General features: G+C 68.7%; 14 protein-coding genes. 8 read left to right on the forward strand and 6 right to left on the reverse strand.

All coding sequences use genetic code 11. From position 1 onward, the window contains the following. Nucleotides 1–9 precede the first annotated feature (9 nt). Together ABZ855_RS41275 and ABZ855_RS41280 are read left to right on the forward strand one after the other, a co-directional pair. On the forward strand, nucleotides 10–1257 hold the full coding sequence (locus tag ABZ855_RS41275; RefSeq protein ID WP_360816745.1) for an MFS transporter: 1248 nt from the start codon (nucleotides 10–12) through the stop codon (nucleotides 1255–1257). Between the two features lie 322 nt (nucleotides 1258–1579). Further along, nucleotides 1580–3940 (forward strand): M4 family metallopeptidase, encoded by a 2361-nt coding sequence (locus tag ABZ855_RS41280; protein ID WP_360816779.1) that lies wholly within the window; start codon nucleotides 1580–1582, stop codon nucleotides 3938–3940. 99 nt (nucleotides 3941–4039) lie between these two features. Here ABZ855_RS41280 and ABZ855_RS41285 read toward each other — a convergent pair whose 3' ends face one another. Continuing rightward, entirely contained in the window at nucleotides 4040–4888 is an 849-nt protein-coding gene (locus ABZ855_RS41285; RefSeq protein ID WP_319204678.1) for an isoprenyl transferase, read from the reverse strand. A 94-nt stretch (nucleotides 4889–4982) separates the two neighbouring features. Beyond that, nucleotides 4983–5729 carry a DNA repair protein RecO gene (recO, locus tag ABZ855_RS41290; protein WP_360816748.1) on the reverse strand — a complete coding sequence of 249 codons (747 nt, stop codon included), beginning with the start codon at nucleotides 5727–5729 and terminating at the stop codon, nucleotides 4983–4985. Nucleotides 5730–5840: 111 nt separating this feature from the next. Here recO and ABZ855_RS41295 point away from each other — a divergent pair, with 111 nt between their 5' ends. Both ABZ855_RS41295 and ABZ855_RS41300 read left to right on the forward strand, forming a co-directional pair. Beyond that, entirely contained in the window at nucleotides 5841–6110 is a 270-nt protein-coding gene (locus ABZ855_RS41295; RefSeq protein WP_319204674.1) for a hypothetical protein, read from the forward strand. Further along, nucleotides 6107–6511, forward strand: a complete 405-nt coding sequence (locus tag ABZ855_RS41300; protein WP_319204672.1) for a twitching motility protein PilT — start codon at nucleotides 6107–6109, stop codon at nucleotides 6509–6511. The genes ABZ855_RS41295 and ABZ855_RS41300 overlap by 4 nt, the downstream gene beginning before the upstream one ends. A 20-nt stretch (nucleotides 6512–6531) precedes the next feature. Here ABZ855_RS41300 and ABZ855_RS41305 read toward each other — a convergent pair whose 3' ends face one another. Both ABZ855_RS41305 and ABZ855_RS41310 read right to left on the reverse strand, forming a co-directional pair. Further along, nucleotides 6532–6783 (reverse strand): hypothetical protein, encoded by a 252-nt coding sequence (locus ABZ855_RS41305; RefSeq protein WP_360816752.1) that lies wholly within the window; start codon nucleotides 6781–6783, stop codon nucleotides 6532–6534. Then, nucleotides 6780–6995: a hypothetical protein gene (locus ABZ855_RS41310; protein ID WP_360816755.1), complete on the reverse strand. Its 216-nt coding sequence runs from the start codon at nucleotides 6993–6995 to the stop codon at nucleotides 6780–6782. The genes ABZ855_RS41305 and ABZ855_RS41310 overlap by 4 nt, the downstream gene beginning before the upstream one ends. A 120-nt stretch (nucleotides 6996–7115) precedes the next feature. Between ABZ855_RS41310 and ABZ855_RS41315 the strand changes: the two genes are divergently transcribed. Both ABZ855_RS41315 and ABZ855_RS41320 read left to right on the forward strand, forming a co-directional pair. Next, nucleotides 7116–7949, forward strand: a complete 834-nt coding sequence (locus tag ABZ855_RS41315) for a helix-turn-helix transcriptional regulator (protein ID WP_319204667.1) — start codon at nucleotides 7116–7118, stop codon at nucleotides 7947–7949. Beyond that, nucleotides 7931–8122: a DUF397 domain-containing protein gene (locus ABZ855_RS41320; RefSeq protein WP_360816759.1), complete on the forward strand. Its 192-nt coding sequence runs from the start codon at nucleotides 7931–7933 to the stop codon at nucleotides 8120–8122. Before ABZ855_RS41315 ends, ABZ855_RS41320 begins: the two co-directional genes overlap by 19 nt. Before the next feature lie 55 nt (nucleotides 8123–8177). On the opposite strand, the gene ABZ855_RS41325 is transcribed toward ABZ855_RS41320, so the two are convergent. Continuing rightward, nucleotides 8178–10448 carry a M4 family metallopeptidase gene (locus tag ABZ855_RS41325; RefSeq protein ID WP_360816762.1) on the reverse strand — a complete coding sequence of 757 codons (2271 nt, stop codon included), beginning with the start codon at nucleotides 10446–10448 and terminating at the stop codon, nucleotides 8178–8180. A gap of 421 nt (nucleotides 10449–10869) precedes the next feature. On the opposite strand from ABZ855_RS41325, the gene ABZ855_RS41330 reads away from it, so the two are divergent. Continuing rightward, nucleotides 10870–11607, forward strand: coding sequence for a DUF6215 domain-containing protein (locus ABZ855_RS41330; protein WP_360816765.1), 738 nt, complete (start codon nucleotides 10870–10872; stop codon nucleotides 11605–11607). A 16-nt stretch (nucleotides 11608–11623) separates the two neighbouring features. On the opposite strand, the gene ABZ855_RS41335 is transcribed toward ABZ855_RS41330, so the two are convergent. Next, on the reverse strand, nucleotides 11624–12514 hold the full coding sequence (locus ABZ855_RS41335) for a LysR family transcriptional regulator (protein WP_360816768.1): 891 nt from the start codon (nucleotides 12512–12514) through the stop codon (nucleotides 11624–11626). A gap of 188 nt (nucleotides 12515–12702) precedes the next feature. Here ABZ855_RS41335 and ABZ855_RS41340 point away from each other — a divergent pair, with 188 nt between their 5' ends. Beyond that, complete coding sequence (locus ABZ855_RS41340; protein WP_360816771.1) at nucleotides 12703–13605, forward strand: SDR family oxidoreductase; 903 nt, start codon at nucleotides 12703–12705, stop codon at nucleotides 13603–13605. The last annotated feature ends 134 nt before the right edge of the window (nucleotides 13606–13739 follow it).

Here is a 13739-nt window from a genome sequence, read left to right on the forward strand (position 1 = left end):
GTTCTCGCGGTGGGTCTTGTCGGGGAAACAGATGAGCGGCTGAGCACCGAGTCCCTTGGGACGCCTTTTCGGTGGTTGTGGGGGGCTTACGCCACCAGTCTCGCCGGGACCTGGTTGGCGTTCGACTCGTTTCCGTTGATCGCTGTTCTTGTGTTGCATGTGGGGCCCGCCCAGGTCTCGTTGCTGGCCGCTGCCGGGCTGGCTGTCGGGGCCGTGGTGGCCGTGCCGCTCGGGCCCTGGGTGGAGTTTCGGCGCAAGCGGCCGGTCATGGTCGCGATGGATCTCGTGCGGTGCGGGGTGCTGCTCAGCGTTCCCGCCGCGTACGCGTTCGGCGTGCTCACCTTCGCGCAGCTCGTGGTGGTGGCGATCGTGGTCGCCGCCGCCGACATCACCTTCACCGCGGCCAGCGGGTCGTATCTGAAGGCTCTGTTGCCGCCTTCTCAACTCCTCGTCGCCAATGGGCGGTTCGAGTCCACCATGTGGACGGCGAGTGTGCTCGGGCCGCCGCTCGGCGGGGCCGCCGTAGGACTGCTCGGGCCGGTGACCACGGTGGTCGCGAACGCGGTGAGCTTCCTGCTGTCGGCGGCCGGTATCCGGGCGATCGGAGGGCGGCCGGAGGAGGGCCGGCGGTCTCGCCCCGAAGGTGAGCGGCGGGCGCGGGTCCGGGCCGGGGATCTGGTCGGGGGGTGGCGGTTCATTCTGGTCGATCCGGTGCTGCGGCCCCTGTTCCTCAACACCGTGCTGGTCAGCGGGCTGATCATGGCGACGGCTCCGCTCGTCGCCGTCCTCATGCTCGGTCGGTTCGGGTTCGCGCCCTGGCAGTACGCCCTCGCCTTCGCCGTGCCCTGCACCGGCGGTCTCATCGGTTCGCGGCTGTCCCGGCCGCTGGTGGCGCGGTACGGGCAGCGCAGGATCATGCTCACCTTCGGGACGCTCCGGGTGTGCTGGCCGATCGGGATGGTGTTCCTGCACGGCGGTACGACGGGGCTCGTCCTCGTGATGGTCGTGCAGTTCGGGCTGATCCTGAGCATGGGGGTGTTCAACCCGGTGTACGCCACCTACCGGCTCCAGCACACCCCGGCGGACCGGGTCGCCCGTACGCTCTCCGCCTGGTCGGTGTCCAGCAAGCTGACCGTCGCGGCGCTGACCGCGCTGTGGGGGCTGCTGGCCGCGCTCACCACGCCCCTGACCGCTGTCGGGGCGGCGGGCGTCCTGATCCTCGCGACTCCGCTGCTGCTGCCCCGCAGCAGGGACTGAGGGCCCTTGACCGCGCAGAGGGATAACCCTCGACCTCTTATTTATTGCTGACATGGACGCCTCAAAGCTGCCACTCTTCCGGCAGCCATCCCCCACGTCTCGTGCACATCGCGCAGATCACGTACCTCACGCACATCGCGCACCCGCTCAGCTCACCCCGGGCAGCACACCCCCGTCCGCCCGGTTCTGTTTCCGGCCGTTGAAGGCGCGGCCGTCGCAGGAGGAGTCACGAGTGAGACGACAGTCCACCACCCCCCACAGATCCAGCACCCCCCTCGGATCCGGCCGCTCCCGCAAGGCCACCGCCACCGCCGCGGGCGCCCTGCTCGCCAGTGCGACCCTTCTGGCCGTCGGCGTCCAGACGGTCCCGGCCGCCGCCAAGCCCGCTCCCCCGGCCCCCAGCCCGCTGCGCGCGGGCGCCGTCCAGGTGAAGCTGACCCCGGCCCAGCGCACGGAGTTGATCAGGAGCGCGGCGCAGCGGACGACGCAGACCGCCGGGACCCTGGGTCTCGGCGCCAAGGAGAAACTGGTCGTCAAGGACGTCAGCAAGGACGCCGACGGCACCCTCCACACCCGCTACGAGCGGACGTACGCCGGTCTGCCCGTCCTCGGCGGCGACCTCGTCGTGCACACCCCGCCCGCCTCCAAGGCGTCGGGGACGGTGAGCAGCACGTTCAACACGCGGCGCGCGATCTCGGTCGCGTCCACGACCCCCACGTTCGCCAAGTCGGCGGCCGAGTCGAAGGCGCTCGGCGCGGCGAAGGCGCTGGACGCGGAGAAGGCCACCACCGACAAGGCCCCGCGCAAGGTGATCTGGGCCGGCAACGGTACGCCGAAGCTGGCCTGGGAAACGGTGGTCGGCGGTCTCCAGGACGACGGCACGCCGAGCCAGCTGCATGTCATCACGGACGCGCTGACCGGCGCGAAGCTGTACGAGTTCCAGGCCATCAAGACCGGTACGGGCAACAGCCAGTACAGCGGCACGGTGACCATCGGGACCACGCTGTCCGGTTCGACGTACCAGCTGAACGACACGACACGCGGCACCCACAAGACGTACAGCCTCAACAACGGCACGTCGGGCACCGGCACGCTGATGACGGACGCCGACGACACCTGGGGCACCGGGGCCGGGTCCAACACGCAGACCGCCGGGGTCGACGCGCACTACGGCGCCCAGGTGACGTGGGACTTCTACAAGAACACGTTCGGGCGCAGCGGCATCAAGAACGACGGGGTGGCCGCCTACTCGCGCGTGCACTACAGCACGGCGTACGTGAACGCCTTCTGGGACGACGACTGCTTCTGCATGACGTACGGCGACGGCTCGGGCAGCACGCACGCGCTGACCTCGCTGGACGTGGCCGGGCACGAGATGACGCACGGTGTCACCTCCAACACGGCCGGCCTCAACTACAGCGGTGAGTCAGGCGGGTTGAACGAGGCGACCTCCGACATCTTCGGCACGGGAGTCGAGTTCTACGCCAACAACGCCTCCGACGTCGGCGACTACCTCATCGGCGAGAAGATCGACATCAACGGCGACGGCACGCCGCTGCGTTACATGGACAAGCCGAGCAAGGACGGTGGCTCGGCGGACAGTTGGTACTCGGGCGTCGGCAACCTGGACGTGCACTACTCCTCGGGCCCGGCGAACCACATGTTCTACCTGCTGTCGGAAGGCAGCGGCACCAAGACCATCAACGGTGTGACGTACAACAGCCCGACCTCCGACGGTGTCGCCGTCGCCGGGATCGGCCGGGCCGCCGCGCTGCAGATCTGGTACAAGGCGCTGACGACGTACATGACGTCCAGCACCACGTACGCCCAGGCCCGCACGGCCGCGCTGAACGCAGCCGCGTCGCTCTACGGCACCAACTCGACCCAGTACGCCGGGGTCGGCAACGCCTTCGCGGGCATCAACGTCGGCGCCCACATCACGGTCCCGTCCAACGGCGTGACGGTCACCAACCCGGGCAGCCAGTCGTCGACGGTCGGTACGGCGGTGAGTCTGGCGATCACGGCGAGCAGCACCAACAGCGGCGCGCTGACCTACTCGGCGAGCGGTCTGCCGACGGGCCTGTCGATCAACAGCTCCACCGGCGCCATCACCGGCACCCCGACCACCGCGGGCACCTACAGCTCGACGGTCACGGCGACCGACAGCACGGGCGCCACCGGTACGGCGTCCTTCACCTGGACGGTCAGCGCGACCGGCGGCGGCTCCTGCACCTCGGCACAGCTGCTGGGCAACGCGGGCTTCGAGTCCGGCAACACCACCTGGACCGGCTCCAGCGGCGTCATCACCAACTCCAGCAGCCAGGCGGCCCGCACCGGCTCCTACAAGGCCTGGCTCGACGGCTACGGCTCCACCCACACCGACACGCTGTCCCAGTCGGTGACGATCCCAGCGGGCTGCACGGGCACGAAGCTCACGTTCTACATCCACATCGACACGGCCGAGACCTCCACCAGCACGCAGTACGACAAGCTGACGGTCACCGCCGGTTCGACCACTCTGGCCACCTACTCCAACCTGAACGCGGCAAGCGGCTACGTGGCCAAGTCGCTGAGCCTGTCGGCGTACGCCGGCACGACGGTCGCGCTGAAGTTCACGGGCGTCGAGGACTCCTCGCTCCAGACGAGCTTCGTGATCGACGACACGGCGGTCACGACCAGCTGATCACCGATACGTTCCCCCCACGGGCACGACAGCGGCACCCGGCGCCTTCCTCGGCGCCGGGTGCCGCTGGGGTTGTGCCTGCGCGCCGGGTATCCGCGTTCAGCCCTGCACGTTGCCCTTCATGTCCCGCTGCATTTCCAGGAGTTGCTCATTCGGGACCGCCCCGCCGAACCGGCGGTCGCGGGAGGCGAATTCGACGCAGGCGCGCCACAGGTCGCGGCGGTCGAAGTCCGGCCAGAGTACGTCCTGGAACACCATCTCCGCGTAACTCGACTGCCAGATCAGGTAGTTGGACGTGCGCTGTTCTCCGCTGGGGCGAAGGAAAAGATCGACGTCCGGCATGTCCGGGTAGTAGAGGTACTTCTGAATGGTCTTCTCGGAGACCTTGGCGGGGTCGAGCTTTCCGGCGGCGACATCCTGCGCCATCGCCTTGGCTGCGTCGGCGAGTTCGGCGCGACCGCCGTAATTGACGCAGAAGTAGAGCGTCATGGCGTCGTTCTTCTTGGTCTGCTCCTGAGCGACCTGGAGTTCCTGTACGACGGACTTCCACATCTTGGGCATGCGCCCGACCCACCGAATGCGGATACCGAGTTCGTCCATCTCGTCGCGCCGGCGCCGGATGACGTCACGGTTGAAGTTCATGAGGAAGCGGACCTCTTCCGGGGACCGCTTCCAGTTCTCCGTGGAGAAGGCGTAGAGGGAGAGATTCTTGACGCCGAGTTCCAGGCACCCCTTGAGGACGTCGAGGACGACACCCTCGCCGACCTTGTGACCTTCCGTACGCGGCAGCCCGCGCTCCTTGGCCCACCGCCCGTTGCCGTCCATGACACACGCCACATGGTTCGGTACGAGCTCGCCGGGGAGCTTCGGCGCGGTGGCGCCGGAGGGGTGCGGTTCCGGCGTCTTGTACTCGCGGCGCTGGCGCCCCAGGATCCCGCGTACGGCCATGAGTCTCTCGTCTCTCTGCTTACTTACGGAGCTTGCTGCTACCTACTACTACTGCTGCTGCTGTTCTTGTTTTGCTGCTCTTGTTTGTTGCTCTCTACTTCTCGACGTAGCGCAGGGAGCGCAGGCCGCGCTCCAGGTGCCAGTGCAGGTACGCGGACACCAGTCCGCTCCCCTCCCTTACGTGACGCGGCTCACACGCGTCCGCCGTCGCCCAGTCGCCCGTCAGTAGCGCGCCGAGCAGTTCGAGGGCCTGGGGAGAGGGTACGACGCTCCCGGCCACCCGGCAGTCGGCGCAGACGGAGCCTCCGGCGGCCACCGAGAAGAAGCGGTTCGGCCCGGCCATGCCGCACCGCGCGCAGTCGCTGAAGGTGGGCGCGTAGCCGTTGACGGCGAGGCTGCGCAGGAGGAACGCGTCGAGGATGAGGTGGGGCTCGTGCTCGGCGCGGGCGAGGGTGCGCAGGGCGCCGACGAGCAGCAGGTACTGCTGGACGGCGGGCTCGCCCTCGTGGTCGGTGAAGCGTTCCGCCGTCTCCAGCATGGCCGTCCCGGCGGTGTACCGGGCGTAGTCGCTGACGATCCCGCCACCGTACGGAGCGATGCTCTCGCTCTGCGTGCAGAGGGGGAGACCGCGGCCGACCAGGTCGCTCCCCCGCGAGAAGAACTGCACGTCGACGTGGGAGAACGGTTCGAGCCGGGCCCCGAACTTCGACTTGGTCCGCCGCACCCCTCGGGCCACGGCCCGTACCCGCCCGTGACCGCGCGTGAGCAGCGTGATGATCCGGTCGGCCTCACCCAGCTTCTGGGTACGCAGCACGACACCGTCGTCACGGAACAGGCTCATGGGGTCATTGTCGCGTACGGAACGGCAGCCTCGGACGGGGCCGTACTTCTTACCAGTGAACGAGGCGGCTTCAGCTGGTGCTGGACCCCGACGACCAGTAAGACTTTCGGTATGAGCCTTGAACGCGTCACCATCACCATCCCCAGCGAGACACTCGAAGCCGTCAGATCTGCCGCAGAACGCGACGGGCTGAGCGTTTCCGCCTGGCTGTCGCGCGCGGCAGAACGCGCGGCGAAGATCGAGGCTGGTCTCGCCGCAGCGGAGGAGGCCATGGCTCACGTTCCTCCGCCGACCCCGGAGCAGCAGGCGTGGGTGGACGACTTCATGGAGCGTGTCACCCACCCGGTCTCACCGGGCGAGCAGTCACGAGGTGTCGCGTGAGCATCCTGAAGTCCGTGGTGTACGACGCCGGAGCCCTGATCGCCGCCGAACGAAACGACCCCACCTTCTGGCGAGCCCATCGCTCGTACCTCATCGCTGGAGGCGTGCCGTTGGCGCCCGCACCGGTCGTGGCCCAGGTGTGGCGGGACGGCGCCCGCCAGGCCCAGGTCGCCCGCGTCCTCAATGGATGCGATGTCCAGGACCTGAATCACGCTCTGGCCCGGAGGGTTGGAGAACTGCTTGGGCGGGCCGGCACGTCGGACCCGGTCGACGGTGCCGTCGCCGTACTGGCCGCAGACACGTCCGCCTTGATCGTCACCTCGGACCCCAGGGACATTCAGCACCTCCTGGACCACCTGGGTCGGGCAGGCAAGGGTGCCGAGGTCAACTCGTTGAACTGATCCCACCCCGTCAAGCCTCCTCAAGGAACCTCACCGCGGCTGCGCGCGTTCGCGTACGCCGTCGCCGCGCTGAGGCGTTCCGCCGGGGTGGCGGGGCGGAGGGCCTCCGGGGCCGCGTCCCACTCCCGGCCGCCGCCGTACGATCTGAGCTGGACGTAGCACCCCTCGTGCCCCATGACGATGCCGACCTTTCCGGTGCGCGCGTCCATGACGTACGTCCCCACGTCCGGCCGCCCCGCCCTTCCCGACCTCGCGGGCCTCACGTCGTTCATCGCAGCGCCGCCGCGATCCGGGCCGCCGTCTCGACGTTGCAGCGCCCCAATTCGATGAGCGGACACGGCGCCTCCCGGGCGACACTCGCCGCGTCCAATCGAAGCGACGGCAAGGTAATCCCGGCGTTTTTCAACGCCGTCCGCAATTCCTTCACAATTTCCTCCGCCTCTTCGACGCAGCCCGCCGAGTGTGCCGTCTGTCGTGCAGTCACCGTGCTCCCCTGACTTATCGAGTTTCACTCTTCGCACTTCCACGATGACGCGTTGTGCCTACACTCGGAAGGCTCTGGGCGCAGCAACGGTGGTGCAGTCGAAGGGGGTTCGGTCCGGTTATGGCCAATGGTTCACAGCGACAGGCGGCTTGGGAGTTCTTCGGCGCGGAGTTGAAACGGCGGAGGGAGGAAGCGGGGTTAACTCAGGTCGAGTTGGGGGCGATGGTCTTCGTCTCCGGGGGCTACATCGGACAGTTCGAGCAGGCGATTCGGAAGCCGCAGTTGGATGTGGCCATGCGGCTGGACGACGTCCTGCAAACCGACGGTATTTTCGAGCGCACGTGGCGCAAGCTCATCGACGACAAGCGATACGCGGATTACTTCGCGAAGGCGGCCGAACTTGAGTCGCTGGCGACGAAGATCTGTGAGTTCGCGCCCGCGCTGGTGCCAGGGCTGTTGCAGACGGCGGCGTACGCACGCGCGGTGACGATCGCGATGAACCCCCTCGCGGCGGACGAGTACATCGAGGAGAAGGTGTCCGGCCGACTGGACCGCGCGAAGATCCTCAAGGACGCTACACGGCCCGAGTATTGGGCGGTCCTGCACGAGAACTCGCTGCGGATTCCGGTCGGCGGCCACGCCGTGATGGCCGAGCAGTTGGAGCACATCGCAGGGCTCATGCGCGAGCGAAAGATCCTGGTCCAGGTGCTGCCGTACGCAGCCGGTGCCTACGCCCTCAACGGCATGGTGACGCTGATGGAGTTCGACGACGCGCCCCCAACCGCCTATACAGAAGCCGTGTATTCGGGCAACCTGCTGGACGATCCGGCTGTGGTGAAGCGCGCGCAGGCGTCATACGATCTGATCAGGGCCGCCGCGCTGTCGCCGGAGGCGTCCCTGGCCCTGATCGAATCGGCGGCGGAGGATCACAGACGATGCGCGAGTACGAGTTGAGCAACGCACGCTGGCGCACAAGCACTTACAGCGACGGCAACGGCGGCAGCTGCGTCGAAGTAGCCGACGGAGTCCCCGGCATCGTGCCCGTTCGGGACAGCAAGGCCTCGGACGGGCCTGTGCTGCTCCTCGGGGCCACCGCCTGGGCGGAGTTCGTCGGCTCCGTCATCTGACAGCAGCGGGCCGGGACCGACGTCGGTCCCGGCCCGCTGTCAGACAGTCATCCGGTCAGGGAGTGAGCTGCCAGCGCTGGATGTAGCCGACGTCGATCGACGCCCTGTCCTGCACGCGCAGCTTCCACGTGCCGTTGATGGGCTGGGCCGACGCGTTGATCGTGAACGTCTGGTCGACGTTGTCGGCGGAGCCGCCGGTGCGGTTGAGGAGTGAGTAGACGGTGCCGTTGGGGCCGACCAGGTCGACGGTCAGGTCACCGCGGTAGGTGTGGACGATGTTGACGTAGACCGAGGTCGTGGCGGACGCGTTGCCGTCGCGGCCCTCGATGGTGATCGGGGACTCCACGGCCGCACCGTTGTCGGGGATGTCGACCCGGGTCGTGGTGGCGTAGATGTACGCGATCCGCCAGGTGAAGGTGTCCGTGACGGACGCCCCCGTGCTGTCGGTGACCGTGACGGCGACATCGCCGGCGCCGACGGTGGTCGGCGTTCCGGAGATCAGGCCGCTCGGGCTGATGGTCAGGCCGTCGGGCAGGCCGGTGGCCTCGTACGTGAGCTCCGAACCGGAGTTGGTGGTGTACGCGTCCACCTGGAGGCTGACCGCCTGGCCGACGCCGCTGGTCTGGTCGGCGATCGGGGCGACGTTGACGCCGAGCGCTATCCGGCTGCCGACGTTGATGGCGGCCCAGGCGTCGGCGACGGCGAGGTAGGTGGGGCTGTAGGCGCCGAACAGGTCACCCGCGGCCTGGAGGGTGGCGGTGCGGGCGCCCGCGTAGTTGGTCGACGAGGTCATGTACGTCGTCAGCGCCCGGTACCAGATGGCCGCTGCGTTGTCGATGCCGATGCCGGTGACGGCCTGGCCGTCGGAGGTCGGGCTGTCGTAGGCGACGCCGTTGACGGTCTTGGCGCCGCTGCCCTCGGAGAGCAGGTAGAAGAAGTGGTTCGCCGGGCCCGAGGAGTAGTGGACGTCGATGCCGCCCAGCGTGGAACTCCAACTGTCGCGCGAGGCACCGTCCTTGGACGGCTTGTCCATGTAACGCAGCGGAGTGCCGTTGCCGTTGATGTCGATCTTCTCGCCGACGAGGTAGTCACCGGGGTCGGCGGCGAGGTTCGAGTGGAACTCGACGGCCGCGGCGAAGATGTCGGAGGTCGCCTCGTTGAGCCCGCCGGACTCGCCCGAGTAGGTCAGGTTGGCGGTGGCGGCGGTGACGCCGTGGCTCATCTCGTGGGCGGCCACGTCGAGGGAGGTCAGCGGATGCGTGTTGCCCGAGCCGTCGCCGTAGGTCATGCAGAAGCAGCTGTCCTGCCAGAAGGCGTTGACGTAGTTGCTCCCGTAGTGGGCCCGGCTGTACGCGGCGACACCGTCGTTGCGGATTCCGTTGCGGCCGTAAACGTCCTTGTAGTAGTCCCAGGTGGCCGCGGCACCGAAGGCCACGTCGACACCGGCGGTCTGGCGGTTGGACGGCAGGCCGTTGCCCCAGACATCGTTGTCGTCCGTAAAGAGCGTGCCGGTGCCCGAGGAGCCCTGGTTCAGGTCGTACGTCTTGTGGCCGGCCCGGGCGCCGTCGGTGAGCTGGTACGTCGATCCGGAGAGGGTGGTGCCGAGGGGAACCGTGCCGACGTACTGGCCGGTGCCCTCGCCGGTGTGCACCTTCTCGGCGGCGAGGATCTGCTTGCCCGTGCTCGCGTCGGTGACCACCTGGAGCTCGCTGGGCGTGCCGTCGGGCTGGACGCCCTCGACCACCGTCTCCCAGGCCAGGACGGGCTTGGCGGCGCCGGCCCAGACGACGAGGCGCGGCGCGTGTTCGGTCTCGGTGCCGGTGACGTCGGCGCCCTTAGCTGCCGCGAGCGCCTTGCCGTTGGCGTTGGCCGCGGAGAGCTTTGGGGTGAGGGACGGCAGCGCGAGGGTCGCGCCACTCGCCTTGGAGACCGTGGTGCGGTTGCTCTTGAGGTGGACGACCATGTCGCCGCCGAGGACGGGCAGTCCGGCGTAGGTGCGTTCGTAGCGGGTGTGGGTGGTGCCGTCCGCGTCCTGGACGACGTCCTTGACGACGAGCTTCTCCCGCGCGCCGAGCGCGAGTTGACGGGCCGTGGTGTCGGCCACGGTCTGCGCACTCTTGATCAGTGAGGCGCGGCGGGTCGCCGACAGGGGCACCGAGGCGGCTCCCGCGCGAGGCTCGGCGGTGATCCTGGCCGGGCCCGGGTCTGCCGGGGCCGCGCTCGCGGTGCCGTTGGGGGCTCCGAGGGCGAGCAGGGTCCCGATGGTCGTCAGCGCGAGGGCGGTGGCGCCTCTGCGCCGGAGGGTGGGGTTGTGTCGCCGGGGCAACGGGTTCTCCTTCTGTGCGACGGCCGGCCCCTGGTGGGGACCGACGAGGGGGCGGACCGACGGGATGGGGCCGGTCCGGAGCGCTGCACGGCAGGCGGGTGCGAGGAGGTGGGGGGTGAGTGGGGGTGAGTGGGGGTGTGTGCCCCGCATGGTGCGGGTGTGAAGGAATGGTGAACTTGAGCAGCAGAGTGGCACTGCGTGCCTTGCTTTGTCATGCGAATGCCAAAACTACGGCTTGAATTGACCATGCCCGAGCGAAGATCCGTCCTGCTGGGAGCACTTTTCAGCCGCCGCCTTGCCAACTGAGGCCCGCGGCCGCGCAGTTCCGGAGCTTCCAAAAGCAGAGACGGCGCGGTTAGGCTCCCCCGGCGCGCCGCATCTGGCGCGAACGCGTGGGGTGGGGGCATCCAGGGTGGGGGACATGACCAACGACATCGACGTACCCAGATCGGCCGAGCCGACTGAACCGGCCGGTACAGCTGAACCGGCCAAATCCGCGAAGGGCATGAGCGAGGGCGCGCAGGTCGTATCGGCGCTGATAGTGGTCGCATGCCTCGCGGTGGGTTTCTGGGTGATCGCGAAGAACCAGCCCGATCCCAAGGACAGCCCACCCGCCTCGTGTTCACGCTCGGACGACGACGTGCCCCTGTCCAAGCCCGTCTCCGGTGTACAGCTGTGCGAGGCGCTGAACCGCCCGGACCTGCCGACGCTCCTCGGCACGCCCGACGACCGTGCGTTGGGCGCCTACAGCCACGAAGCCACGTCCAGCGACAAGCTCGACGTCATGTCGACCGACCCTGAGGCCACCGTCCAACTCGAAGGCTACTCGTTGAAGCTCACGGAGGCAGAGGACATCTCGGTCGCCGACATAACCGACTCCGAGTTCCTGTCCGTGTCGGGAGAGCGGAAAACGGTCCTGGGCCACTCGGCGTTCCTCTACTCGGGCCGGACCCTCGGTTTCGTCTTCAAGGACGGAAAGAGCTCCACCGGCCCCGGCGGTATCTCCCGCAACCTCCTGGTCGCCAAGGACCCCGAGGACGGCGGCGGTACGTACGAGATCTCCATCTGGCGCCAGGACGATCTGCGCCCCGACGACGCAGCGCTTCTCCGCGTCGCCGAGCAGGTACTGCCGACTGTCCCGGGGTGGCCGACGGGCTGAGTCCAGAGGGCCGAGTTCAGGGAGCGCCGCCCGTCAGCAGGGCCCTCGCCACCTTCCGGAAAGAGGCGAGGAGGCGGCTGCGGTCGTCCGCCCGGGTGGCGAGTACGACATGGCTCGGGTCGATGCCGTCCAGGGGGACCGTGGTGAGGTCGGGGCGCATCCGGTCCAACCCGAGCCCGCCGGGGACGATGGCCACCGCCTGCCCGGCGGCGATGAGCTCGAACTTGTCCTCCAGCGCCCCGACGAACGGCCCCTCCGGTGCCCGGCTGCCGTCCGGACGCGGATCGATACGCCAGAAGGCGTTCCAGGCCGCGTCGTCCCGCACCCTGGGCAACGGCTCGTCGGCGATGTCGTCGAGGGTGACGGACTCCTTGCCGACGAGACGGTGATCGAGGGGGACGACCAGGACCCGGGGTTCCTCGTAGAGGACGGTCACCTCCAACTCGGCGGCGGTGAGCGGGAGTCGGGCGATCACAGCGTCGACCCTGTGGTCCAGCAGCGCGGTGCGGGGTTCGTTCCAGTCCAGGTGCAGGGCTCGTACGTCGGCGTCCGGATGCCGGCGCCGCAGCTCCCGTACGGCCGGAGTGACGATCAGGTTCGACGTGTAGCCGACGACGAGACGGCTGGGCTCAGCGGCGGCGCGGGCCTGGGACGCAGCCCGGGCCGCCGTACGCAGCAGCGCCCTGGCGTGCGGCAGGAAGACTTCACCCGCCTCCGTGAGACGACTCCCCTGCGGGGTGCGGTCCAGCAGACAGGCACCCAACTCCTGCTCCAGACGCCGTATTTGACGGCTCAGCGACGGCTGGGCGATACGCAGAATCTCGGCGGCACGGCCGAAGTGCAGTTGCTCGGCGACCACCGTGAAGTACCGCACCAGCCGCAGATCGAGATCGGGGCTCTGGCTCATATCTCCATAGTAATCAGGCAGTTGAGGGAGCTGACCCCGCACAGACGTCCTGAGCTGCTGTGATGCCTGATACGCATTGCTCGTTCCGGAACAGGTCTTGGACGCCGACCGGGCCCCGCACGCACGCTGGAAGCACACCGGCCGACATCAACGGTTGTCAACAGGCCGACTTCTCAGGGGAGTTCAACATGCGTGTGTTCGTCACCGGGGCGAGCGGGTTCGTCGGGTCCGCCGTCGTAAGGGAGTTGCTGGGCGCGGGTCACGAGGTGGTCGGGATGGTCCGCTCGGACGAGGCCGCCGTCTCGCTGAAGGAGACCGGCGCAGAGGTCCACCGGGGCAACCTGGACGACCTCGACAGTCTGCGGGCGGGAGCGGCGGCCTCGGAGGCCGTGATCCACACCGCGTACGTCCACGACTTCCGCGACCTCGAGGAGGCCGCCCGGACCGACCTGCGGGCCGTGGAGACACTGGGCGAGGTGCTGGTGGGCTCCGACCGCCCTCTCCTCATGTGCTCCGGCACCGCCTTCTCCCCCGGCGAGGTGGCGACCGAGGACAACCCGGGCAACGGCAAGGGGGCCAATATGTCCCGGCTCGCCTCCGAGACCGCGGTGATGCGGCTCGCGGAGCGCGGGGTGCGGGCGTCGGCGGTGCGGCTGCCGCCGTCGGTGCACGGTGAGGGGGACCACGGTTTCGTACCTCGCCTCATCGACATCGCGCGCGCCAAGGGTGTCTCGGCGTACCCGGGGGACGGTGCCAACCGCTGGGCGGCCACCCACCGCTTCGATGTCGCCCGGCTGTTCCGGCTGGCGCTGGAGTCGGATCCGGCGCCTGCGGGTGTTCGGCTGCACGCGGTCGACGAGGAGGGGGTTTCGGCGCGGGAGATCGCCGAGGCCATCGGGCGGGGGCTTGGGGTGCCGGTGGTTTCGGTGCGGGGTGAGGATGTGAACGACCACTTCGGGTGGCTGGGGAACTTCTTCGCTCTTGATGTTCCGGCGTCCAGTGCGGTGACGAGGGAGCGGTTCGGGTGGGAGCCCAGGGAGGCGGGCCTGCTGGCGGATCTTGAGGCCGGGCACTACTTCGGCGCGCCGTAGTTTTTCCTCGCCCCCGCCGCCCCTACCCGTCCCATCCGTCTCGGGGGCGCTGCCCCCGAACCCCCGCTCCTCAAACGCCGGAGGGGCTGGATGGTGCCGGCCGGGGCTTGATCTTTCAGCCCGTCCGGCGTTTG

The organism is Streptomyces sp. NPDC047042 (genome assembly GCF_040644035.1).
GTDB lineage: Bacteria > Actinomycetota > Actinomycetes > Streptomycetales > Streptomycetaceae > Streptomyces.

What these genes read in the sequence shown, in the direction of transcription:
- ABZ855_RS41285 (WP_319204678.1), bottom strand. Translation starts at nt 4,888, where the DNA reads ATGGCCGTACGCGGGATCCTGGGGCGCCAGCGCCGCGAGTACAAGACG.
- recO (WP_360816748.1), bottom strand. Translation starts at nt 5,729, where the DNA reads ATGAGCCTGTTCCGTGACGACGGTGTCGTGCTGCGTACCCAGAAGCTG.
- ABZ855_RS41295 (WP_319204674.1), top strand. Translation starts at nt 5,841, where the DNA reads ATGAGCCTTGAACGCGTCACCATCACCATCCCCAGCGAGACACTCGAA.
- ABZ855_RS41305 (WP_360816752.1), bottom strand. Translation starts at nt 6,783, where the DNA reads ATGAACGACGTGAGGCCCGCGAGGTCGGGAAGGGCGGGGCGGCCGGAC.
- ABZ855_RS41315 (WP_319204667.1), top strand. Translation starts at nt 7,116, where the DNA reads ATGGCCAATGGTTCACAGCGACAGGCGGCTTGGGAGTTCTTCGGCGCG.
- ABZ855_RS41320 (WP_360816759.1), top strand. Translation starts at nt 7,931, where the DNA reads ATGCGCGAGTACGAGTTGAGCAACGCACGCTGGCGCACAAGCACTTAC.
- ABZ855_RS41330 (WP_360816765.1), top strand. Translation starts at nt 10,870, where the DNA reads ATGACCAACGACATCGACGTACCCAGATCGGCCGAGCCGACTGAACCG.
- ABZ855_RS41335 (WP_360816768.1), bottom strand. Translation starts at nt 12,514, where the DNA reads ATGAGCCAGAGCCCCGATCTCGATCTGCGGCTGGTGCGGTACTTCACG.
- ABZ855_RS41340 (WP_360816771.1), top strand. Translation starts at nt 12,703, where the DNA reads ATGCGTGTGTTCGTCACCGGGGCGAGCGGGTTCGTCGGGTCCGCCGTC.